Origin of the sequence: Pseudobutyrivibrio sp. UC1225 (assembly GCF_900115215.1) — a bacterium.
In the GTDB taxonomy this organism is placed as follows: Bacteria; Bacillota; Clostridia; order Lachnospirales; family Lachnospiraceae; genus Pseudobutyrivibrio.
Window position 1 is genome coordinate 1 of record NZ_FOVQ01000003.1, and the last position, 25,405, is coordinate 25,405.

General features: G+C 38.5%; 18 protein-coding genes, 1 rRNA gene and 1 other RNA gene. 2 read left to right on the plus strand and 18 right to left on the minus strand.

Annotated elements, in window-relative coordinates:
- The 10 genes from BMZ41_RS05005 to tadA all read right to left on the minus strand — a co-directional run.
- Positions 1-180, minus strand: a 16S ribosomal RNA gene (locus BMZ41_RS05005); the annotation flags it as partial.
- Between the two features lie 350 nt (positions 181-530).
- Positions 531-1,220, minus strand: a complete 690-nt coding sequence (locus BMZ41_RS05010) for a CvpA family protein (RefSeq protein ID WP_090167138.1) — start codon at positions 1,218-1,220, stop codon at positions 531-533.
- A gap of 1 nt (position 1,221) precedes the next feature.
- Entirely contained in the window at positions 1,222-2,439 is a 1,218-nt protein-coding gene (locus BMZ41_RS05015; RefSeq protein ID WP_090527384.1) for a DUF5711 family protein, read from the minus strand.
- A gap of 65 nt (positions 2,440-2,504) precedes the next feature.
- Positions 2,505-4,400, minus strand: coding sequence for a 1,4-alpha-glucan branching protein GlgB (glgB, locus tag BMZ41_RS05020; protein WP_090527387.1), 1,896 nt, complete (start codon positions 4,398-4,400; stop codon positions 2,505-2,507).
- A 33-nt stretch (positions 4,401-4,433) separates the two neighbouring features.
- Complete coding sequence (locus BMZ41_RS05025) at positions 4,434-7,064, minus strand: hypothetical protein (RefSeq protein ID WP_090527389.1); 2,631 nt, start codon at positions 7,062-7,064, stop codon at positions 4,434-4,436.
- Positions 7,065-7,167: 103 nt separating this feature from the next.
- Positions 7,168-8,490, minus strand: a complete 1,323-nt coding sequence (locus BMZ41_RS05030) for an AI-2E family transporter (protein ID WP_090527393.1) — start codon at positions 8,488-8,490, stop codon at positions 7,168-7,170.
- Between the two features lie 17 nt (positions 8,491-8,507).
- Entirely contained in the window at positions 8,508-10,793 is a 2,286-nt protein-coding gene (locus tag BMZ41_RS05035) for a hydratase (protein ID WP_090167150.1), read from the minus strand.
- A gap of 21 nt (positions 10,794-10,814) precedes the next feature.
- Positions 10,815-11,579 (minus strand): hypothetical protein, encoded by a 765-nt coding sequence (locus BMZ41_RS05040; protein WP_090167152.1) that lies wholly within the window; start codon positions 11,577-11,579, stop codon positions 10,815-10,817.
- Between the two features lie 38 nt (positions 11,580-11,617).
- An RNA gene (ffs, locus tag BMZ41_RS05045) (signal recognition particle sRNA large type) lies at positions 11,618-11,819 on the minus strand.
- 49 nt (positions 11,820-11,868) lie between these two features.
- A complete protein-coding gene (gene tadA, locus BMZ41_RS05050) occupies positions 11,869-12,408 on the minus strand; it encodes a tRNA adenosine(34) deaminase TadA (RefSeq protein ID WP_090167154.1) in 540 nt (179 codons plus the stop codon).
- Positions 12,409-12,507: 99 nt separating this feature from the next.
- Between tadA and BMZ41_RS05055 the strand changes: the two genes are divergently transcribed.
- Together BMZ41_RS05055 and BMZ41_RS05060 are read left to right on the plus strand one after the other, a co-directional pair.
- Positions 12,508-13,203 (plus strand): anaerobic ribonucleoside-triphosphate reductase activating protein, encoded by a 696-nt coding sequence (locus tag BMZ41_RS05055; protein ID WP_090527395.1) that lies wholly within the window; start codon positions 12,508-12,510, stop codon positions 13,201-13,203.
- Between the two features lie 24 nt (positions 13,204-13,227).
- Entirely contained in the window at positions 13,228-13,776 is a 549-nt protein-coding gene (locus BMZ41_RS05060) for a GNAT family N-acetyltransferase (RefSeq protein ID WP_090167159.1), read from the plus strand.
- Here BMZ41_RS05060 and BMZ41_RS05065 read toward each other — a convergent pair whose 3' ends face one another.
- The 8 genes from BMZ41_RS05065 to metG form a co-directional block, all read right to left on the minus strand.
- Complete coding sequence (locus tag BMZ41_RS05065) at positions 13,777-15,066, minus strand: alpha-amylase family glycosyl hydrolase (RefSeq protein ID WP_242870625.1); 1,290 nt, start codon at positions 15,064-15,066, stop codon at positions 13,777-13,779.
- 73 nt (positions 15,067-15,139) lie between these two features.
- A complete protein-coding gene (locus BMZ41_RS05070; protein WP_090527398.1) occupies positions 15,140-17,293 on the minus strand; it encodes a YhgE/Pip domain-containing protein in 2,154 nt (717 codons plus the stop codon).
- The gene (locus tag BMZ41_RS05075; protein WP_090167163.1) at positions 17,290-17,778 is read right to left on the minus strand and encodes a hypothetical protein; all 489 of its coding nucleotides are present in this window, start codon (positions 17,776-17,778) and stop codon (positions 17,290-17,292) included. The genes BMZ41_RS05070 and BMZ41_RS05075 overlap by 4 nt, the downstream gene beginning before the upstream one ends.
- A gap of 37 nt (positions 17,779-17,815) precedes the next feature.
- Positions 17,816-20,032 (minus strand): YhgE/Pip domain-containing protein, encoded by a 2,217-nt coding sequence (locus tag BMZ41_RS05080; protein ID WP_090527402.1) that lies wholly within the window; start codon positions 20,030-20,032, stop codon positions 17,816-17,818.
- 13 nt (positions 20,033-20,045) lie between these two features.
- A complete protein-coding gene (locus tag BMZ41_RS05085; protein ID WP_090167166.1) occupies positions 20,046-21,653 on the minus strand; it encodes a tetratricopeptide repeat-containing diguanylate cyclase in 1,608 nt (535 codons plus the stop codon).
- A gap of 26 nt (positions 21,654-21,679) precedes the next feature.
- Complete coding sequence (gene rsmA / locus BMZ41_RS05090; protein WP_090167480.1) at positions 21,680-22,534, minus strand: 16S rRNA (adenine(1518)-N(6)/adenine(1519)-N(6))-dimethyltransferase RsmA; 855 nt, start codon at positions 22,532-22,534, stop codon at positions 21,680-21,682.
- 2 nt (positions 22,535-22,536) lie between these two features.
- Complete coding sequence (locus tag BMZ41_RS05095) at positions 22,537-23,322, minus strand: TatD family hydrolase (RefSeq protein ID WP_090527405.1); 786 nt, start codon at positions 23,320-23,322, stop codon at positions 22,537-22,539.
- A 110-nt stretch (positions 23,323-23,432) separates the two neighbouring features.
- Positions 23,433-25,403: a methionine--tRNA ligase gene (gene metG / locus BMZ41_RS05100; RefSeq protein WP_090167169.1), complete on the minus strand. Its 1,971-nt coding sequence runs from the start codon at positions 25,401-25,403 to the stop codon at positions 23,433-23,435.
- Positions 25,404-25,405 lie beyond the last annotated feature (2 nt).

The window sequence follows — 25,405 nt, forward strand, 5'->3', positions numbered from 1 at the left end:
AGTCGTTTCCAACTGTTGTCCCCCTGTACAAGGCAGGTTACCCACGCGTTACTCACCCGTCCGCCACTCAGTCAGTAAATCGTCACCCCGAAGGGATCGTAATAAACTGCTTCGTTCGACTTGCATGTGTTAAGCACGCCGCCAGCGTTCATCCTGAGCCAGGATCAAACTCTCATGTTTAAAAGTTTAATTCCGAATCAGTATAAAACTGACTTGTTTACTAATAAAGGTTTCGTTTCATTAAGAAACTTAAATGAATTTCAAGGATACATGTTTTAAAAACTTGTATTAATTCAAGGTTTGTTTCACTGTTCAGTTATCAATCTTCGCTTTGTTGTTGTTCTCAGCAGCAACTCGTTTATACTATCACGATATCGGCTTTTTGTCAACAACTTTTTTGATTTATTTTTCAAAATCATTTTTAGAAAACTCAGTGTTTTCTAAGTCGTTACCGCTTTTTGCGGAACGAATAGTATAATATCATCAGCAAACCTTTTCGTCAACACTTTTTTCAAAAAAAACTATTGTCTTTATATTCCGATAATTCTCTCAATTATATTGGCATTATATAGCACTGTAAGTATAGGCTCTGCCTCTGTTTTTTCTATTATAAAGCTGCCCAGTTGTGTGGTAGGGAAACAATTAGCCAAATACATACAAACCCAGGTTATTAAAATGCCTTCTCCAAAACCCGCTAACACACCTAGAGAACGATTCACTCCTCGTATTCCCGGAACGAAACCCAAAAGTTCTATAGCCCTGCTTAATAAAAACAACGCAAGACTACCTGCTATTACACTAATAACCATAGCTATTCCATGTATAGCTGTTTCGCTTAACTCAGCTGATATAAATTGTATTGTGGTATCTATTGACGTCTGGATGGTTTCATCCAATTTTTCTTGCACTGATGCAGGCACCAGCTTCATTACAGCATCTTCTCCAGTGCCCTCTTCTTCCTGCTCTGATGATATGTATTTGTCTTTAAGATGAGTGACAATACTTTCCTGTACCATTGTTGGTATAGGAGTATTAACGTTCAAATAGTCAGATACCACCCCACATGCAAAATTCACGAAGCAAATTAAGAAAATCCATGAGACTAGCCCATATACTATTTTTAACATTCCCCTTTTTGCTCCTCGTATAATGCAAAAAAGCATTAATAATATAAATACCAAAAAAACGGGATTATTAACTATTCGATCAACATATGCCATATTACTTCAATCCTATCTCAGCTGTTTTACTTTCTTCTATTAAATAATATCTTCTAGAAGTAGCTCCAGGTATTACGCTATATACCTTTTCATCAAAAGAATATTTGAATTTCTCAAAGCCCTGTAAGTTATATATAGCTATATTGTTACCATCGCTAATGAGAATTTCATTGTTATCCATCAATGATACTTCTGTATAACTTTCATTAATCTCCTTGGTGGTAGTTTTAAGGCCATAGAGATTATATACGTTCAACTGATTTACAACAGTACCATCTTCCATTACTTCCTCGCAGACAAAGCCAAAATGGGTGTTATTATAAAAGATACTCTTCATCTCCTCAGGTACTGTAATTTCTTTGGCTACAGTGGCCCTGAGATTATTGTTGAATACAATTATTTTCTTATCTGCAAAAGCAATGGCTTTATCTTTATTCACAAACTCGATTTTAGGTATAATCGCCCCTATATAGGTATAGGTGGCAACAATATTATCTTCTTCCTCTCTTCCTTTGTCTGTGAAGTCATAAAATACAAGCTCTGAGGTGATATCACCTCCATTTACATTGATAATGGATAGCAATAGTTTTGTCGCATCGGAAGAAAGTGCCATTGATACAGGAAATCCTCTATTTTCTGGATGAATCTCGCCAGACACCAAAAGGGTTCCTGATTTATCGTACATCTGAATGTAGCTTGTGTTATTTTCCTGAAGCAGCAGGGCTACTGTTCCCTGTCCGGCAACTCTTGCGTCTATCACAGGTATATTGGTGGAAATTTGATTAATAAATCCCTTTGTTGAGAATATATCTACCTCATTTCCTTTCTTGTCAAAAGCAATAACATATGAACCACAGGTATCAATAGAAGGATTTATCATGTCATATGTATAGTTCCAAATAAGCGAACCATTATAGGCTGTATAGAATATACCATCACCACTGTATTTTAAAAGGTTACCCTGAAAGCTACTGTAAATACTTTCACCAGTATCTACTCTCTCCCAGGTTTTAACCTCCTCAAAATCATCGTAGGTACTAATAATTTTAATCACAATTATCGCTACGATACTGAGTATTAGCAGAACAATCAGAAACATATACCTTTTCTTAGGAGGTTTGTAATCATCCTCAGGCTCCTGTCTCTTGAAAACAGGTACTTCCTGCTGTTCCTCGTCTTCAGTTGGTTCTGGTATTTTAATAATTTTAAAATCTTCCATTTATTCCCATCTCAATTCCCTAAAACTAAAGAAATGGGCTGCAGTCACAGCCCATATTTCTTAATTTAGTATGTAAATATTGCTACTTGGTATGGCGCAAGCGGAAAAGCGGCTGAATACTCTCTTCCATCACATTCCTCTCGTCTAGGAAGAATTACCTCTGGAATCCTTCCACCATTGCCGCCATATTCTTTGTTTTCACTGTCCAAAAGAAGCTTTAATTTTCTATTTGTAGGAACGCCAACGCAATAATCCTCATATTTCATTGGTGTCATATTGATTACAAATAATAAATCATTCTTTCCATTCTTGGATTTGCGGACAAAGCTAAAAATACTTCTATAGCCATCATTGGCATTTATCCATTCAAATCCTGCCCATGACACATCCTGCTCGTACATAGCTGGATACTCTCTATAAATGTGGAGCAGCTTCTTAAACATTCTGGATACATGGCGATGATTAGGATTATCTAGAACATACCAATCTAACTCTCTTGCTTCGCTCCACTCTGTGCCCTGAGCGAAATCCTGTCCCATAAAGAGAAGTTTCTTACCAGGGTGTCCCATCATAAAGGCATATCCTGCCATAAGATTTTTATACTTATCAATCTCAAGTCCTGGCATTTTCGCCAACATTGAACCCTTAAGATGAACCACTTCATCATGGCTTAATACAAGAATATATCGCTCTGCCTCATTATAACTCATAGCGAAAGTCATCTTGTTGTGATTATCTTTTCTGAAATATGGATCCAGCTTCATATAATCGATGAAATCATGCATCCATCCCATGTTCCATTTGTAAGAGAAGTTTAGACCTCCATCTTCTACATCACCTGTAATCTTTGGCCATGCTGTAGATTCTTCTGCAATCATAACCACACCAGGATTACGGCCCCTAATGAGGGTGTTAATATGCTTAAAGAATTCTATAGCTTCCAGATTCTCGTTTCCACCATGCTCGTTTGGAATCCACTGACCTGGCTTCTTTCCATAATCCAAATAAAGCATAGATGCAACCGCATCTACTCTTAATCCATCAATGTGGTATTGCTCAACCCACTGCAGAGCGCTTCCGATAAGGAAATTCTTTACTTCTGATTTTCCATAATTGAAAATCTTTGTACCCCAATCTGGGTGCTCGCCTTTTTTAGGATCGGCGTATTCGTATAATGGTCTACCGTCAAAATCAGCTAGACCATGAGCATCCTTAGGGAAATGAGCTGGTACCCAGTCAAGGATAACTCCTATGCCGTTCTTATGAAGGTAATTTATAAGGTACATGAAATCATCAGGTGTACCGTAGCGTGATGTAGGCGCATAATAGCCTGTAACCTGATATCCCCACGAACCATCAAATGGATATTCTGAAATACCCATCAACTCAACATGAGTGTATCCCATGTCTAATACATATTCTGTAAGGCTATGAGCAAATTCTTTGTAGCTATAAAAGCCATCGTTCTCCTCTCTTGGATGTCGCTTCCAAGAGCCTGGATGAACCTCATAAATAGCCAAGGGTTTTTCCCAAAAATTTCCACTCTTACGCTGCTTCATCCATGCGGAATCTGTCCACTTAAACTTAGTATTGTCGTAGAGAATAGATGCTGTGCCTGGTCTAAGCTCTGCGTAGGTAGCATATGGATCAGCCTTATACAATTTTTCTCCATTTTCAGTGTAGATAAGATATTTGTATAGCTGTCCTTCTTTTGCTTCTGGGACAAATGTTTCAAAGACGCCCTGACTCTCAGGTTCTACTCTCTGCATAAAATTTTTGGTCTCATCCCAGTTATTAAACTCTCCAATAACTGCAACTCTGCTGGCATGAGGTGCCCATACATCAAAATAAAAGCCATTTTCTTTACCCTTCTTTGCTTTGTGGGCTCCGAGCTTTTTATAGATGTCGTAATGAGTCCCCTGTCCAAATAAATAGCCGTCTAAGTCTGTAAAATTACTCATGCCTTTGCTCCCCTAATTATGTATTTTTATTGCTTAATCAAAATCCTTCTCTTTCAAAATAATATTGCCGTCACGGTCATATTTTGGCTTGTTAAAGAATCCACCTCTGGTAGATTTTTCTATAGCACCATCCATAATCTCTGCAACCTCTTTGATGGTTGTGGCATGATTATATCTACCAATGAGATTAATGCGGTTATATAAAGCCAAAACGCCCATGTCATCTATTGAGCATCCTGCCTCGTTTGCGTAAGTTCTTGCAAAAGAGACTAACTCGTCAATTGTGAAGGCGGGAATAACAATCTTCTCAGTAAAACGCTTTGCAAAGGAACTATCCTTTGCAAGAGCCTTCTCGATGCCTCTCTTGTTATCCTCGATAATAAGGATTGTACCAGTATTATCCTGCTCCATAAGAAGTGATAAGGTTACAGCTGTCTCTTTTGAAATATCTCCAGCTGTCTCTATTATTAGGCATCCTCCCTGAATCTTTGAATAAAGCTTCTGAATGTCTTTTTCATTAAGCTTTTCGCCGGAAATCTTTCCAATACCGCCCTTTGGATAACCTGTTTTCTTCTCTAATACTTTAATAATGCTGGTAGCCATCTGCGTCTTACCTGAGCCAGGCTCTCCAACAATTATGATATTGCCGCCGCTTAACTCTGGCTGCTTAATTCGGCCAACTGCCCCTGTAAGTACCTGTACAATACTTTCTTTCATACCGCTGATAGGAAGGAAGTAAGAGAAAGTCTCTAAATCCTCTGAGTCAAGATTGTAATCTGGTACTTCTTCCTTTATGACATTTGAAAGCACTTTTTCATCAACTAATTCTGCTATTTCCTGTGGTTCAAGAACGTTTTCAGAAATGATTGGAAGATCCTCTTCTACCTCAGAATCCATATAGACTTCTGATTCAGGATAAACTTCCGACTCGCTGATAGAAGCGCTTGGCAACTCAGCTAATAAATCCTCTGGTATCTGAATAATTGGAAGCTCAATATCATCAATATTAATCTGAGCGTCCTGAATTTCTGTAGCCTCTTCTTCTGGCGCCTGGAACTCAGGCTCTTCCTGAACAGCAACATCCTCCCCATTTGTCAATCTGTCGATTTCCTGCTGCAACATTTTATTTACATCAGCAATCATCTCTGATGCTTCTTTTAAATCCACTTCTTCCTCTTCTCCCTCGTCTAATGTAGGTGGCTCCCAATTTGTTGTTTCCCCGAGAACCGTATCAGCAGCCTGAACAATTCCGCCAACTGTTGAAGCCGCAGTAGTAGCTGCCAATGCAGCGCCTTCTGCCTTAATGACAGGAATATCTACTGTACCCTGTACCAATCCGTCTATATCAAGCTTTGGAACTGAAAAACTTACTGTTTCCCCAGATGTCTCTTCAGCAGTTTCTGATTCAACCACCTCTTCTTCTACAGGTTCTTCAACTGCTGTTACGTTTGTATTTGCAAGGTATTCTTCCTTAAGCAAATCAGACGAAGTCATGCCTGAATTAAGCTTAGACATAGCTCCCTCAAGGCGATTAAGGACATTATTTGCCTCTCTAAGAGCCTTTGCTCTGGCGCTTTCAAGCTCCTTTTCCTTGGCTTCTTCCATGGCAGCCTCTGCTGCACGCTTTGTCTTTTCCCACTCAGCAAGGACATCCTCAATAGTCATCTGTCCTTCTATCTGTTCCTCTGTTTCTGTGCTTTCATCATCCAGTCTAAGAGAAATCTGTCCGTCGTATCCTTCCTCAAGGTACTGCTGGAAAGTGTCGTTTACTGAGAAAGTCACTGTTTCTTCCTCAACAGGCGCTGCCTCTTCAGTCACATGAAGGTAAGGAATCTCTTCAACAAGAGTCTTAATCGCATCGATGTTTTCTGTAACCTCACCTGTGTCAGTAGCCTTCATAATTTCGTCTATGTTTTTCTTAATCTCAGCCTGAAGATTGATGGTGTCAAATCTTTCTGGTCCTTCTGGGAGCTTGATATCTGCTATAGCTGGAAGAATCTCACTAGACTCTGCAACTGGCTTAGATGTGATTTCCACAATACCATCCTTCTTCTGCTGAAGGCTGCGATATTTATCCTCCTGAGCCTTATCAAGTGGCTGATAAAGCATTTTAAGCTCAAGCGCACGCTCTACTACTGGGCCGTCACCAAACCAAAGAATAATCTCATCACAAAGGCTGATACATTTATCTGCCTGATTTGTTTTATGGTATAAATAAGCAAGCTCATACGCCCACTCCTCGATAAAATCACTTTCCTTGAGCTGCTCAAGTATAGTGATAAGAGTGGCTGTATCAGCACCTTTTGCTGTATTAATATTATATTTCAGGATATATTTAAGACTATCATGAGGAGCAATCTGCACGAATTCATTGTAATATTCCTGAGCTTCGTCTAATTCCTTTAATTTGATGGAAATCATACAAAGCTTGTACAGAATCATCCTTCCGATAGGAGAACGCTCATGGGCAAGCAAAAGTAAGTCCCTGGCCTCATCAATTTTTCCAGCAGCCTCATATGATTCGCTACCGGCAATAAGGTCGTTAATATTATGGACTTTTCGCCAATTTATTGTATCAGCGACTGCCATTGCATCTGCGAATTTATTTTTTGAAACGAGATTCTTCATCTCTTCAATTATGTTTCTGTATTCCATTTTTTCCACTACGTTATTCTCCAAAACTACATACTTATAGTTATAAGAATTTTATCATACGTTTCTTCTAAAATCAAAAAAACTGGGACTTAAAATCCCAGTTTTTAGATTATTATTTTGTTGATTTTTTTCTAATCTTAAATCTGCGTCTGCGTGCCTTTTTTTCCTGGTCATGAAACTGAGAATAAGGTACCAGCACATTATTTTCTGTATCAATATGATCTAAAGAAATGTATTCCTCTGTCTCCTCTGGGAAACCTCGTTTTATAACAAGAAAACGAGCCAGCTTACCTGTTATATAATAAATTATTGCGACGATAGGAACAGCTATAACCATTCCCCAAAATCCAAAATAGCCTCCACCAAGGACTACCGCAAACACTACCCAGAAAGAAGATATCCCAGTGGAATCTCCAAGTATCTTTGGGCCGATAAGATTACCATCTATCTGCTGCAGAATAAGTATGAATATCAGGAAATATATTCCCTTCTTTGGCTCTGTAAGAAAAATTATCAGTACAGTAGGTATTGCCCCGATATAAGGACCAAATACAGGTACGATATTTGTAACTCCGATTATTACAGATACCAATATTGGATATGGCATTTTCATAAACAGGCAGCCAATATAGCAAGTGATTCCAATTATGATGGAATCAATCATTTTACCAATGATAAAACCATAGAAAATGTCACCAGATTTTCTACTAATTTCTAAAATGATATTCGCATAATCTGGTCTGAAAATACCGCAAATCAATTTTTTTGCCTGTCCCTTGAAAACTTCCTTTGAAAGAAGAACGTAAATCGAAACAAAAGCACCAATAATCAGGTTAATAAAGATTTTACCGATTGAGAGTACACTAGATGTGATAGTTGTCATCATTTTAGACTCGTCATAATCTATGTACTCTTCCAATAAGTTCAGACCTTCTTCCATAAGATCACCAATCTTATATTGCTTGGCCTGCATAAGCGCGTCTTCGAATCGACCCTTTGTTACATAATTACAGTAATCAAGCACCGCTGCCGCCTGATAATCGATATGATTAGCCAGGTAAACTATGGTGTTAATAAGATTAGGCATTACAGTAGCGATTATGTAAATAACTACTCCCATAAGTATTACAAGGGAGATGATTGAAGATACCAATCTGCTTGCCCTTTCAGCAGTCTGTTGATTTTTCCAAATCTTCTTAAAGGGCTTATCAAGCCATATCTCTAAAAATGTCATTATTGGATTCATGAGAAAAGCCATGGCAAATCCCATGAAAATCGGCTGAATTACCGCGAGAAGGTGGTCTATGGCCAGAGAAACACTACGGCTGTTTTTCAGGAGAAAATAGAAGATTATGATTATGAAGGCTGCATACACATACCCCCTCATCTTTTTCCTTCTAAGTTTTTCCTCTAATTCATAGCGATCCTCTGGCATATTCCCCTCCTAGATAACTACTGTCTGTTGTAGTTTATTAAACATCCCTTAAGGATGATTTCTCTCTCATCATCTGTGAGCTGGCCTAATGTCATTTCGAATTCCTTAAGACCATCTTCCTTAACAACATAAGCCTTGATTGACTCTGCCTTATTAACAACCGCATCCTTTATTCCAGGGATAAAGAGGAAATCAAGATTCTTGAATGGAAGCTCTCCCTCTGGAATAACAAATGGAAGCATACCCCAGTTAATAAGGTTTGAACGATATCTCTTAGTAGCATATTCGTTGGCAATATTTGCCCATCCGCCAAGCACCTTCTGGCATGATGCTGCCTGCTCTCTTGCTGAGCCATCACCTGGCTTTACAGCAAAGATTGTTGAACCAACTCCGAAGTTGTCATGGTTGATATCTGGATATGTCTCCTTTACCTTGTGAACAATCTTCTTTAATTCTGGTACTGCATCTCCAGCACACTCACCAGCCTCTAAAGCCTTCTGTGCTTTCTGGATATTTTTTGCTCTTCCTACGTACTCAGGATCCTTTCTTGACAATGTAAATTCTGCCAATCCAAGTGGATTAGAGCGGTAAGAAGATGTCTCTCCTGAAGGGATGAGCTCATCTGTGGTTGTAACAGGGTCGTGGATTTCTGATACAACTTGAAGGAATAAATTCTCTGGGAGAGCACTCATTTTTGGCCAATCCTTAATGTTTGGACCGAAGTGAATCTCTGTCTCAGGCTCTGCAACACCGTGTGAGTCAAATACGCGGTTTGCATAAATTCTTCCGTCAAAGTGATATTTTGGCTTGCTGAAATCAACATCAATATCAGTAGCTGCTGTAAGATAACCCTTGTTTGCTGCTGTAGCTGCAATTGAACGAGCATCCATAAGAGCAACTGATGCAATCTGACCATTCTGAAGCTTAGAACCTTCACGGTTAGGGAAGTTTCTAGTAGAGTGGCGAATTGAGAAGCCGTTGTTAGAAGGTGTATCTCCAGCACCAAAGCAAGGACCACAGAATGCAGTCTTAACAATTGCTCCTGTGCTCATAAGGTCTGCAACTGCACCATTCTTAACAAGCTCCATATAAATTGGAGTAGAAGCAGGATATACAGAAAGAGTAAACTCATCTGGACCAATGCTTGTTCCACGAAGAATATCTGCTGCATCGCAGATGTTTTCAAAGCCACCACCAGCACAGCCAGCGATGATACCCTGGTCTACATATAATTTGCCATTTCTAACCTTATCCTTGAGAGAAAACTCTACCTGACCATCAAGAGAAACCTTTGCTCTCTTCTCACAGTCATCAAGAATATCCATAAGGTTAGCGTTTAATTCCTCGATTGTGTATGTGTTGCTTGGATGGAAAGGCATAGCAATCATAGGCTTAATCTCATCAAGATTAATCTCAATCATGCCATCATAGTAAGCAACCTGTCCTGGATTAAGCTCCTTGTACTCTTCCTTACGACCATGAATCTCATAGAATTCCTCTGTCTTTTTATCTGTAGTCCAAATAGAGCTAAGGCAGGTTGTCTCTGTAGTCATAACATCCACGCCAATTCTGAAATCCATAGAAAGATTTGCAACACCAGGTCCTACAAACTCCATAACCTTGTTCTTTACATAGCCCTTATCGAATACCTCTCCGATAATAGCAAGAGCAACGTCCTGAGGACCCACGCCCTTTCTTGGAGTTCCTGTCATGTAAACAGCGATAACTCCTGGCATTGCGATATCATAAGTCTGATTAAGAAGCTGCTTAACAAGCTCTGGGCCACCTTCACCCATAGCCATTGTTCCAAGAGCTCCGTATCTTGTGTGTGAATCAGAGCCAAGAAGCATCTTTCCGCCACCAGCCATCATCTCTCGGGCAAACTGGTGAATAACTGCCTGATGTGGTGGAACATAGATTCCGCCGTACTTCTTAGCGCATGTGAGACCAAACATGTGGTCATCTTCATTTATAGTACCGCCTACTGCGCAAAGTGAATTGTGGCAGTTTGTAAGGCAGTATGGGATAGGAAATTTCTCAAGGCCTGAAGCTCTTGCTGTCTGAATAATTCCTACGTAGGTAATATCATGGCTAATTAGCTTATCGAACTTAATCTGAAGATTGTCCATATTACCAGAGGTATTATGATCAGCTAAGATTCCATATGCCATTGTAGCCTGATGTGCTTGGTCTTTAGTTACATCGAGGCCTGTTGCTGCTTTAATAGCGGCAGCTGCCTCATGACCGTCTTCTACGATCTGTGTGCCATTAACTAGGTAAACTCCGTTGTTGTAAAGCTTCATTCCTTATTCTCCTTTTTGTTTCTAGTGCTTTTTTCCAAAAAGACCTCCAAGGCCTTTTTTTCCAGGTTTCTTATCCTCGTCTTTTGACTCTTCCTCCTGCCACTTAAAGTATTCGGCATCCAAGTCTTCAGAGGAAATCTCATTCTCCTCCCCAGATATATTACTTGCACCAAGGTCTTGGTCTTCATCTATAGCAATCCCTGCCTGTGCAAAGTATTCCTTGTTAATTCGAATCTCAGGTGCAGCATATTTTGGAGCATCAAAGTCATCCTCTGAGCCCTCCGCTTTTTCCCTGAGTAATCTCATGTTTTCTTCGTCAATAAGACGTAAGTATTTCTGTGTATCTATTAAATCATTAAGATGACCCTTAAGTTCAAGCTGATTTGTCTTAACTGCTTGAGTCTCCTCTTTAATTTTTTTGATGGTATCCTCGTATATTTTTGTGAAAGCTTCCTGAGACTCCTTTAAAGCCTCCTGAAGATTATCAAAAGCATTGTCTGTATACATGATTGAAGCGGCATAAATATCTTCAGCTTTTCTGGTAGCTTCAAAGACAATATCATCGCCCTGCTTCTGCATCTCACGATTAGCTTTATCACGGCTCTTAACGGTAAGCTCGTATTCCTCCATCATATCGTACATGCAGCTGTTTAAATCCTTAAGCAACTCCATCATGGCATTCTTGTCCACGATAACGTTTTTTGTGCTTCCTTCATATGGCTGTGCCTTTGAAAACAACACGTGCATATCTCTTAATACTTTTTCGGTTCTGTCCTGAGCTCCCATATTTTTCCCTCGAAATTTTAAAAAATTATATAAAAATACCGAGCCGCTACTCATAGATATCAATTGGTAGCCACCCTGAGGGCACTCCCTCCAGGCAACCCCGCGTCAGATGAGCGGGCCTACTTAGTGCTGCTGCATTCCTGCCCTGACACGATTCATAGGTGCCCATTACGCAGGACCCAAAGATCAGCATACCACCAAGGTAGCCGCCAAATGATATCTATATTTTGCTATGCTCGGAGCCTTTATTCTATGAAATAAAGGCGCTTTTGTCAACCAAATACCTTTATTACATTAACTGATTTTTTTGTTCGCGAAGTTCTTCAAAGAATCTAGTCATCATTTCTTTGCATTCATCGCCTAATACATTGGTCTCTAAATCGCATACGTGATTGAATTGATGCATCTGAAGAATGTTTAAAACTGAGCCTGCACACCCTGCCTTTGGATTCATTGCTCCAACCACTACACGTGGAATTCTAGCCTGTACTATTGCCCCTGCACACATCTGGCATGGCTCAAGTGTAACGTATAAAGTGCAATCCTCCAGTCTCCAGTCACCTGTCTTTTTGCAGGCTTCTGAAATAGCCGCAATCTCGGCATGAGCAAGAACGCTCTTGTCTGTGTTTCTGCGATTATAGCCCCTGGCGATAATTTTATCATCCTGAACTATTACACATCCGATAGGAACCTCGTTTATGTTGTAGGCTTTCTTCGCTTCTTTGAGGGCCTGTTCCATATATTTCTCATATGTCTTTAGGTTTTTCTTTTCAAGCTTTTCTGCCTGTTTTTGTATTCGTCTCTCCTGACGCTCTTCTTTTGACATCATGGAATTTTCCCTCCTGTTTTGCTATACTTTTTACTATGAAAATAGTAAATCAAAAAGCTATTTTATGTTAACACTTTTATCAATAAAAGGGAATGATTTATGCTTATACTAGGCCTACAGAAAACTACTCTTTTAGATTATCCCGGCAAGGTTGCCAGCACCATTTTCACCGGCGGATGTAATTTCAGATGTCCCTATTGTCACAACAGGGATTTGGTTGTTCCCCCACCTGATGTAATGGCGTACAGCGAAGATGATATATTCACTCATTTACTCCAGAAGAAAAAGGTTTTAGATGGTGTATGTATAACTGGTGGAGAACCTACCTTACATAAAGATTTACCTGAGTTTATTGCTAAAATAAAAGAGCTTGGATTACTTGTAAAGCTTGACTCCAATGGGACAAATCCACAAATGATTAAAGAGCTTGTTAAAAGCGGACTCATTGACTATGTAGCCATGGATATAAAGCACTCAAAAGAAAAATACAATACTATAGCCTGCATGAAATCTTTTGATCTTTCTGCTATTGAGGAATCAGTAGCTTTCCTTAAGGAAGGTCATGTTGATTACGAGTTCAGAACTACCATTATGAAAGAGTGTCATACTTCTGCTGATATAAATGCCATTGGTCAATGGCTTGAAGGTGCTAAAGCCTATTATCTTCAAAGCTACAGGGAATCTGAGCAGGTAATTAATCCTACCTTTTCACCTCATACAACAGAAACACTAAATAGCTTTGTAGAAATATTAAAACCATACGTACCTAATACACATCTTAGAGGAATCGATTAAATTTCTTTTAAACCTGGAGGTATTATGAAATTTGAGATTGAAACTGAACGACTGTTATTAAGGGTACTAACAAAACAACAGGCAGATAAAGTTCTAGAGTTTTATTGTAGAAATCGCGATATTTTCGAGAAATACGAACCGGTTATGGGAAATGATTTTTATACCATCCCTCATCAAAAGAAAATACTAGATTTTGAATATCAAAATATCTTAAAGCTTTCTATGCTTAGATATTGGATTTTTGAAAAATATAATCCAAATCAGATTATAGGCACTGTAAGCTTTCGTAATATAGTCAAACCTATCTATGAAAGCTGTACGGTTGGATACAAGATGGACAGAGACCACGTTAATAAAGGCTACTGTTCAGAGGCTTTAAATGCCACTATACCTGTCCTTGCCCATGAGCTTGGAATTCATCGATTTGAGGCACTAATCCTGCCTGATAACGACCCTTCTATACATATGGTTGAAAAACTTGGCTTCAAATATGAAGGCATCCTCCGGGATAAAATAATTATCGGCGGAGAACGCCTTGATCATTGTATGTATGCCTATCTTGCTGACAACTAACTATTTAAGAATTTTACTACCATGAGGAGGAAGAACCACATCGTGATGTTCACCTCTATAATCGAAGCTTAGATTCTGCTGATTTGCAGTACTATTCAAAGCTACAATTACATATTCATCACCTAAAACTCTGGCAAAAACCAGAGTTTCATTTTTTACCTGAACTTCTTCATACAAGCCTGTTTTTAAGGCTTCTGAGCTCTTTCTCATCTCAGCCAGTGTTCTAATATGCTCAATCAAATCAGGATTCTTCATGTTATTTATATCAATAGCTGGCCTTAAAGCATAATCACCCTGTCCTGCATTTTTATCACCTTCTATTCCAAATTCACTACCATAATAAATCGATGGAAGACCTGGCATAGTGAAAAGCAAGGTGTATACAGGGAAGATATTTTCCTTCTCTTTTAGGAGGGTGTATATCCTGTTAACATCGTGATTATCAATAAAGTTATAGAGATATTTTCCCTGATATAGACCACCCTGTCCCCACTGGCGCTTCATAGCATAATTAATTTCAAAGTAATTATGGTCATTATGGCTTGAGTAAATACCCTTCCAGCATTCATAGTTTGTTACCGCATCAAGCATTTCATCATTTACATAGATATTGTAATCTCCATGAATGATTTCACCCATAAGCCAGAAGGTAGGTTTCTTCTCTTCTGTAAAAGACTTTAATCTCTTGAAAAAGTCTCTTTGAATACAATCTGCTGCATCCAAACGTAATCCATCTATGTCAAACTCATCTATCCACATTGCAACTGCATTTAACACATGGTTATTCACAGCTTCACACCAATAATTTAACTTTACCAACTCCTGAGCTCCAGCCCAGCAATCATAAGAAAAGCCATCGTTATACCAGTTATTTCCACCGAAGTTTAACCCAGAAATCCACTCTTTGTACTCTGAAGCTTCTCTTTTTTCTTTTACATCCAGGAAAGCCTTGTGTCCTCTACCAACATGGTTGAACACTCCATCCAACACTACCTTTATACCGGCCTTGTGGCATGCCTCTACAACCTTCTTAAAATCATCATTCGTTCCAAGTCTTGAGTCCAACTTGTAATAATCAAAGGTATCGTAGCCATGAGTTCCAGATTCCCAGATAGGACCAAGATAAATCGCATTTATTCCCAAATTTGTCATATGTGGAATCCAGTCAATAAGCTGTAGAATTCTATGTCCAGCAGTCTCTTCACCCTTATTCTCTCTAGGACAATCAAATGCCCCTATAGGATAAATGTGATAAAAGATACTGTTTTTTACCCAACTAATGTCTCTCATGGTGTCCTCCTTTAACTTTAATACTCATGTGTCCATTATTTAAAAAGGCGAGACTGTCCGTCTCGCCCTTTTGTTACAACAATATTCCTGATTTTTCTTTACTAATCTCAATCTTTTCATTTAGTAATTTGAATGGGTGATAAAGTACCACGCCTATAAATACAGCTACACCTACGTAAATCAATAATGTCAGCATACAATTCTTGTATGTGTCACCATAAAATCCACCAATGCATTCTCTTACTGCATTCATTGAATAATTAAATGGCATATATTTGTACAGCTGTTGGAATACCTTTGGAAGAACCTCTATTGGGAAGGTTCCTCCTGCTCCTGCTACCTGTATAACCATTAGTATAACAGATAATGCCTCTCCAATGTTGCCAAAAGAATATGCAAAGGAATAAAGGAGCAGTGAATATACAAAGGATGACCATGCGCATGCACACCAGAATAGCAACCTGTTTTCACACTGGATTCCTACAAAAAGGAAGGCTCCAAGTACCGTAATCAATGTTTGTATTTGTCCTATCACACAGGTAACAAAGAATCTGCCGAAGAAGCATTCCCAGTTCTTAAGATTCCACATTCCTGTAGTATCTTTGATAGCCGTCTTAAGGATTGTAGACATAATCAGTGCTCCAACCCAAATAGAAAGGACAATATAAAATGGTGCTGTCATGGAACCATTGTTTTCCACAGGATAAACATACTCATCATTTATTTCCACAGGACTTCTTATAAAGTCTGAAAGAAGCTCTGGATCTGAGGTCAGCAGCTCCATTATTCTTGTATAAGCATCGCTATTACTAATACCTTTAATCTCATTAATAAGATTTGAAAGCTTCTTTTCCATCTCAACAGCTTCATCTCTGGATTTTACCAGCTTACTGCTTGATTGTGAAAGAATAGCTTTATAATCCTGAAGGTTCGCTACAACTGAATCTATGCTTGATGCATTGTAATTGAGAAGCTTCTTAACCTCTGCAACAGAAGCCGACGCTGAATCAATAGTCTTTTGAGCAGTTGGTGAAATCATAGTGCTGTAATCATTTCTAATGGTAGCAGTCTGTCCTAGGAAGCTAGAAATATCAGCAACTGTTTTTTGTCTTATCTCCTCAATATTTGCAGCACTATTGTTTTCCGCTGTAACAAATTCCTGTAAGTCTGTCCCTATCTTTATAAAATTCTCATTTGTGACCTGAGCTGTATTATTTACTTTTTCTGGAAGGAACTGACTATACTTGGTAATTATTCCATATGCCGTATTCCAATAGGTATTTGCTGTATTATAGAGAGCCAAGGCATTTGGACCAAGCTTTGGGTCACCGACTTTGTATCCATTAAGTCTATTATTTAAATCATTTATAGTTGCATCAACATTGTTAAGCTGATTATTAACGTTATTAACAACCTCATCAGTCTTATTCTTAGCGTTTTGAACACTTTGTTCTAATGATGGATTCTGGGATTCTGCAGATTTCGCCATTTCCTCAGCTGTTTCAGCAATTGCTTTTGCAGATTGTGCTGCTGCCTTTCCAGCCTCAGTAACCTCCTTTGTAGAGTCCATAAGCGCTATATAAGAATCCAAAATTACGATGATTCCATTCAAATCAGAATCTAATCTCTCTAGCTTTGTAATACCTTTTCCTGTGATATTACCCTGCTCATCTAAAGTCGCAAAATATTCACCTGCTTTAAGCAAAACCTCTGCAATTGTACCTACAAATGCGTGATCAACCTCTCTCTCGATGGTTGTCTTTACCTTTGCAGTAATCTTTGGAGCAATAGCGTTCTTTTTTTCATTCTCATAATAGATAATCTTAGGATTTTCCATGTTTCCACCTAAGAAACTTATCATATCTGCACTAAATTGCTCATCTATAACAATAGCTGCATAATATTCGCCTGAATAAACTCCACCTACGGCTTCCTCAGCACTATCAGTAAATACCCAGCCTATAGTATCGTTTGCCTGTAGCCTGCTAATAATAATATTTCCAACATTTACCTCTGCGCTGCCTATAAGGATTCCCTGATCAGATGAAACTACAGCTACCTGCAGGTTCTTTGTTGCATCTGGTCCATATGGATCCCAGTTGGACAAAATATTAAACCATGCATACAGACAAGGGATAACTGTTAAGCCGATTATTACTACCATTGCAACTACATTAGTAGATAATCTCTTTATGTCTGATTCTATTATTTTCAAAACATTTTTCATTTCTTAAGCTTTTCTCCCACTGACTGTATATCTCTTCTAATTTCTTTTTTTATCTCATTCTTTTCTTTTCTAATTTCTTCTTTTTCTTTCTTTATCTCTTGTCTGATTTCTCGCTTCTTTTCCTTGATATCCTGAACCATTTCTTTTCTGGCATTGTTGATATCATCTAAGCCTTGAACCACTTCGTTTCCGATAAGTGCGTTAGTCTCATCTTCATCCATAATTCCAAATTCTTTTAATCTTTCTTGAAGCTTAAAGTCCATATATTCTATATACAAAAGATAGAATGATATACCAAATAAGGATACTATCCATAAAACCAAAAATACCAGCTTAGAGCGATTGCTTATAAAGCTAATAACTAAGAAAACCAATGGTAATAGGATGTTAACCTTAAGGCCTACTCGTATTTTCTTTTGATTATCTAAGTGTACTTTTTGCTGCAACTCAAAGAAGCGGTCGTACATTTCTTCCTTTTGATTCATAATTCCTCCCAGGGCAATTCTAATAAATACTGATAAACTACATCATCTCAGTATCTTCCATGCGTTCTTCCATATAGTGATTAATCTGCTCAAACGGAATCTGTATCAATAATCCTATGATTAGAGCAACCATCATAAACAGACCTAAGCATATAAAGTTCTTAATATAATCAAACTTATACATTCCACATAAACATTCTCTTATAGCGTTGATTGCATAAGGGAATGGGAAGAAAATATACATTTTTTTGAAGAACTCTGGCAATAACTCTATTGGATAAGTTCCTGAACTTCCTGCAATTTGAATTACTACGATTACTACAGAAAGTGCTTTTCCCACATCTCCCCATGTTACAACAAGGGAATAAATTAACAAGGTAAATGTTGTGGCTATAACAGATGCCGCAAGCATAAAATACCATGGATGTACACACTGAATGTGAAGCAAGAATAAGTCTCCAAGTACAATAATTATCGCTTGAAGTTGTCCTAATACCCAATAAAGGACATATCTTCCAAAGAAAAGTTGTTCCTTGGACGCATCCTTGTATTTGCTCTTATCTGGCTTTACCTTAATAATCGCTGTGAGAATTAAAGCTCCAACCCAAAATGCAAGGGTTGAATAGAATGGTGCAACAGCTGAACCATAATTTTCTATTGGATAAACAGCCTCTGTAACTACCTCAACTGGGGTAGAAAAGAATTTTCCGTATGCTTCTGGATCTCCAGATAAGGCATTAACTACTACCTGTACCTTCTCGCCATCTCCAACCTTTTCTATCTGATTAATTACTTCTATCAATCTACTATTGATGTAAGCTATAGCCTCACTTGTCTTGACAAGGCTGGTGTTTGCTGCATCAACAGTATTATCAATAGCAGTAAACATTATCATAAGATTACCAAAGGTATCGCCTAAAGAATTAAGCATCTGGTTTGTACTATATAAATCATTTGTAAGATTTTTAAGATTTGCATTAATCTTTGGAACCAATTGTTCATTATATTTTGACTGAAGACTATCAGTGTGATTTCTTATCTCTGCTACCTGAGCTCTTAACTCTTCCTCTTGATTTCTGGCCAAATCAGTTGCTATTACTGGCGCATTGTTGATGATTTCTTCTTTTTTCCACTGAATATACTCTTCTGTTTTTGTCTTAATATCGTATGCTTTCTTTCCAGCATCGATATAATCTCCATATCCCATAGCTCTAAGGATATTCTCTACCACATCTAGCTCAGCTTTATAATCCTCTATTGCCTGATTTGCCTCATTTTTCGCAATAGTTTCTGGATTAATCTGGTCTAACGCACCCGAAATTGCTCCTACATCTTTAGCTAAATCTGAAAGATTAGTAGTTATATCAGATACATTTTGTGTAGCTTCAGCTGCTTTTAATTTGCTATCCATATCTGCCAGAGTGCTATTCATAAGATTAAGCATATCGTTTACATCAGCAGAATAGCTATTCATAGTTACATTGGCATCATTAGCGGTTTTAGCAGAATCATATACTGCACTTGCACTTCTTCTGGCCTGATTTTTTAAGTTTTCTGCGTCTGCATTTGCTAGTGCTAGAGATTGCTGAAGCTTGGCATCATTTTCAAGTATCTTTTTTATAGTTTGCTGTTCTTCTTCTAGATCCTGACTTAGCTCTCGTAAGCTATTAATGGCAATATTTATATCTTTATCTTCTTTAAGATCATTTTTTAACTTGTCAGCATCAGAAATTACTTCGCTAACAACTACCTCTGTAAAAGCTACGTTAATGTTGTTCTGAAGGGATTGAACCACTGTATCAGAAATCTTTGTGGCTACTGGATTTTTCTTTTGATTCTCATAGAAATGAAGCGTTGGACGCTCAACATCCTCTGATAGGACGTTGTACATGTTATAGCTAAAATCCTCATCTATAACTACCGCTGCATAATAATCGCCACTATACACACCTTCAATTGCCTCATCAGAAGTTTCTACAAACTGCCAATTTACAGAGGTGCTCTCATGAAGATCATCTATAATTGTATCGCCTTGGTTATGATACTCCCCATCCTCGTCAGTAAAGCCTTTATCCAAGGATACTGCGGCAAGCTTTAGTGCGCCTGTGTTTCCATAAGGATTCCAGTTGGAATAGATATTAAACCATGCATAGAGTGCTGGAAGAAAACAAATTCCAATTACAATTACTAGTGCAAAGAAATTTTTAACTAAGCTTAATATGTCATCAAAAAAGATTCTTAATACCGTTTTCATTTATTATCCCTTTTTATATTGATTCAGCATCGCAAATTTTTATATTGTTTCTGCTCTGCTGCTTAACTTCGTATAGCATTTTATCAGCCCCCTGAAGGTATGAGAAAAAGCTGTCTTTTCCCTTTGGTGAACCACAACAGATTCCCTGAGAAATAGTTACCCTGTCGTCAGTCAATGAAAATTTATGCTCAACATTTGCATTGTAAATCTTTCTACGTAATGCACTGGCTTTTTCCATTACTTCTTTTGAGGCAAGTCCTTCGTATATTACAACAAATTCATCTCCGCCATATCTTGCTGTAAATATATTATCCTCGGAGGACATTTCAATAAGTGTATTAGCGATAAATCTAATACAATCATCTCCTGCCTGATGGCCATAGTTGTCGTTGAACTGCTTAAAGAAATCGATATCCAATATCTCTACGGCTACAGCTGTATTATTCTCTTTTGCTCGTTCAAAGACTTCCTCACTATACTCATTTAACTTCAATCTATTATACATCCCAGTTAACGGGTCTGTCTCTGAACGTTTTTGCAAAAATGTATTCTCTTCCTCTACTTTTTTATTGATTTGTGTAAGCTCCATGTACGAATTACGCATAACTATCATGTCACTTACCATCAATCTGTTCTCTCTCTCCATATATTCGGATAACTCAAAGAACAATACAGAGGCTATTTTGTATTCCTCTATCTGCCCAACCTTGCGATAATACCTGATTTTTAGGGTGAGAAGCTTACGTTCCAGATTCTTTATAAGGGTATACTTTGTTAAATCATCAAGAACCATATACGCTTTAAAGAAATCATCATATTTATTTATTGAAAGAAGCATTCCCAGATAGTCATAGAAATCGTCAAATACATCCATAATTGGCATATTTGCGCTTGTATTTGTGTTTACCATGTCTATCCAGTAATCTCTTGCTTTTTCCTCACCTATGGCATTGCTTACCCTTGCAAAATAGCAGTAGATTACAATCTTTCCTATGTCCTGAAGGTATGGCATACAATCACTTTTCAGCTTTTTTTCTATTTCAAGATATTCCTCCTGAGAACCAAGCTTTAAATATGCCCTGCCAAGACCCAATAATACAGCTGTAAGATTTTCTATATATCCCTCAATGTGCTGATGTTCCTGGATATAAGAATAAGCAATCTCTATATGTGAAATAGCTTTATTAAATTCTTCAATATTGAGATATAAAGATCCCAGATTAAGATGTATTATCCACTCAATGTCTGCAAGTGAATTATCCTGACAGATGCTAATTGCCTTGATGAAGTAATCAAGGGCAAATGGAGCGTTTCCTCTGTTTAAGGAAACAATACCAAGCATATTGTTAGCCATTGCAACATAGTTCCACTCTTTAACATTTTCCATAGGAGCTATAGATGCACTCATCTGGGAATAAAAATTTGATGCGTCGTTTAGAAGATAATATGTTTCACCTTTAGAAAAATGGGCATAACCCACCAAGGCATCATCCTTCATGCTGTTTCCATAAGTAAGAAGACGATCACATGCAGAAATTAATGCCGATGGGTCCTTACCTCTATTTTTTTGAATCTCCCCTATGAGAAGCTGGACTTCTCTGCTGTAGGCCAGGACATTCATAAGCCTAACCTCCGTGTTATGTATAGTTACATCTCTTTTAAGATGTTAGTAAGCTTTGCAAAATCTTCCAAAGATAGGCTTTCTCCTCTGACAGTAGGAATAAAACCAGCTTTTGAAATCGCTTCTGCAATCTGTTCCTTAGAGTAGTGCAATCCATTGCTAAGTCCATTTTGAAGAGTTTTTCTTCTCTGATTGAAAGAGGCTCTTATAATCTGGAACAATAGCTTTTCATCACATTCCACTGGTGGATTGTTGTGACACTTAAGATTGATGACTGTACTTGTTACCTTAGGCTGTGGCATAAAGCAGCTAGGTGGTGCATCGCAAACAATTTTTGGATTTGAATAATACTGTACCGCAAGTGAGAGAGCACCGTACTCCTTTGAGCCAGGTCCTTCCTGCATTCTGTCAGCCACTTCCTTTTGAATCATAATTGTAATCGATTCAAGTGGTACATGGCTTTCAAACAATCCCATAATAATAGGTGTTGTTATATAGTATGGAAGATTGGCAACTACCTTAATTGGCTTTCCACCGTTTTTCTCCTCAGCAAGTGCCTTTATATCAACCTTTAAAACATCCTGATTGATAACAGTCCAGTTTTTGTAAGAGGAGAGAGTATCATCCAAAATTGGAATAAGTGTCTTATCAATCTCCACCGCTACAACTTCTCTGGCTTCCTCGCAGAGGCGCTGTGTCATAGTTCCGATACCTGGACCAATCTCAAGGACAAAATCATCCTTTGTGATTCCAGCTGCATCTATAATATTGTCCAATATGTTGCCGTCAATTAGAAAGTTCTGGCCAAATTTCTTCTGAAAAGAAAAGCCATGCGCTTCCAAAATAGCTTTTGTATAAGTTGGATTGCTTAAATATGCCATCATTAATTCCTTTTTGCTTTTGTATATATTCTAAGAGCGTTCTCGTAGGTAACTCGTTCAACCTCTTCAACGGAAACACCCTTTATTTCAGCGATTTTTTCTGCTACATAACTCAGGAAAATAGAAGAATTACGCTCACCGCGATGTGGAACTGGTGCCATGTATGGACAATCAGTCTCAAGCACAATGTTTTCAAGTGGAATAGCCTGAACTGTCTCCACTAGTTTTTTTGAATTTTTAAAGGTGACAACACCTCCAACTCCAATATACCATCCCATTTTTACATATTCTAGGGCTATTTCCTTGGAGTATGAGTAGCAATGGATAATGCCTTTATTGTCCTGGGTATTATACCTCATAATTGTGTTTAAAGTGTCTTCTGCGGCGTCTCTGGAGTGGATAACTACTGGAAGATTAACCTCTTTAGCAATATCAAGCTGACGCTGAAACCATTCCCTTTGTTTGGCTCTTCCTTCCTCATCCTTTATCCAGTAATAATCAAGACCTATTTCGCCTATAGCTACAACCTTTGGGTTAGAAGCGTTAGCTTTAATCCAATCAAGATTCTCCTGGGTCATATCATCCATTTCCTCAGGATGAATACCTAGAGCAGCGTAGACATTTTCATATTCTTCAGCCAACTTTAGGCTGTCTTTGCAGCCCCTAAAGCTAGCTCCGATATTTACTATATTTCCAATATTATTTTCTCTCAATAAATGAGAAAGAAGTTCGACTCTATCTCCGTCGAACTTCTCATCATCATAATGAGCATGTGTCTCAAAAATCATATGACTATCTCCCGCCTGTTACACATACAATCCTAAATATTGCTTTCAGTCACTAGATGTTCCTTTCAGCAACATTTAGAGATTGTCTGCTACAGGCTATTTATAATTTACTAACAGATTTCGGCACCTGCTGGCATCGCATTCTCTGGCGTCATGAGTGAGAGATTACCCTCAGCATCCTCTGCGCAAAGAAGCATACCTTCTGATAATACACCTGCAAGCTTGGCTGGCTTAAGGTTTACAAGAACCATAACCTTCTTTCCAACCATTTCCTCTGGTGTGTACTGCTTTCTAATTCCTGAAACGATCTGCTTTGTCTGAGAACCAATCTTTACCTGTGAGCAAAGAAGCTTCTTAGAACCCTTAACAGCCTCGCATGCAACAATCTTTCCTACCTGGAACTGCATCTTCATGAAATCATCAAATGTGATTTCTGGCTTAGCCTCGATATCGATACCTTCCTCATCATCAGCTGCTTCTTCTGGCTGTGCTGGATGAAGCTCAGCAACCTTTGCCATAACCTCATCAAGGTCAAGACGAGCGAAGAGAATCTCTGGTGTCTCTGTAACCTTTCCACCGTTTGGATAGTGACCAAATGTAGAAAGCTCATCATAAGGGATTTCCTTTGTACCAATCTGAGCAAGAATCTTCTCAGATGTCTCAGGCATAAATGCCTTGAGAAGAGTAGCACCAATTGAAATACCCTCAACAAGATTGTATAGAACAGTAGCAAGTCTGTCCTGCTTTGCCTCGTCCTTTGCAAGTGCCCATGGCATTGTCTCATCGATATATTTGTTACATCTCTTGAAGAGATTGAAGATTTCTGTGATAGCATCAGCAACGCGAAGATCTGCCATCTTCTTTTCAACTGCTGAAACTGTTCCTGTAACTACTGCCTTAAGATCAGCATCAACATCTTCAGCTACACCCTTGTCCTCAACAACACCACCGAAGTACTTATTACTCATAGAGATTGTACGGTTTACAAGGTTGCCAAGTGTATTTGCAAGGTCAGAGTTAACACGCTCAACCATAAGTGGCCAAGAGATAGCACCATCATTTTCGAATGGCATCTCGTGAAGAACGAAATATCTAACAGCGTCTACACCGAAGAAATCAACAAGCTCATCCGCATAGATTACATTTCCCTTTGACTTTGACATCTTGTCATCGCCACCATCTGCAGCCTTAGTAAGAAGCCATGGATGACCAAATACCTGCTTTGGAAGTGGAAGATCAAGTGCCATTAAGAAAATTGGCCAATAAATTGTATGGAAGCGGATAATATCCTTTCCGATAAGGTGAAGGTCTGCTGGCCAAAGAGCCTTGAACTGGTCTGTAGACTCACCATCACATTCATAACCAATACCAGTGATATAGTTTGTAAGAGCATCAAGCCATACATATACAACGTGCTTTGGATCAAAATCTACAGGAATACCCCATGTAAATGATGTTCTGGAAACACAAAGATCCTGAAGACCTGGAAGAAGGAAGTTGTTCATCATCTCGTTCTTACGTGATACAGGCTGGATAAACTCAGGATGTGTATTGATATATTCAATAAGCTTATCAGCATACTTGCTCATTTTGAAGAAGTAAGCCTCTTCCTTAGCTGGCTGAACCTCACGACCACAGTCTGGGCATTTGCCATCTACAAGCTGTGACTCGGTCCAGAAAGATTCACATGGTGTACAGTAAAGTCCTTCATATGAACTCTTATAAATATCGCCCTTATCATAGAGCTTCTTGAAAATCTTCTTAACCTGCTTCTCATGATCCTCATCTGTAGTACGGATGAACTTGTCATAAGATGTGTTCATTAAATCCCAGATGTTTCTAACCTGACCTGAGATATTATCAACGAATTCCTTTGGTGTAACGCCTGCCTCTGCAGCCTTAAGCTCAATTTTCTGGCCGTGCTCATCTGTTCCTGTCTGGAAGAAAACATCATAACCTTCCTGTCGACGGAAGCGTGCGATACTATCTGCAAGAACGATTTCGTATGTGTTTCCAATATGTGGCTTACCAGATGTGTAAGCTATGGCTGTTGTAATGTAATAATTCCCTTTGTTGCCCATTT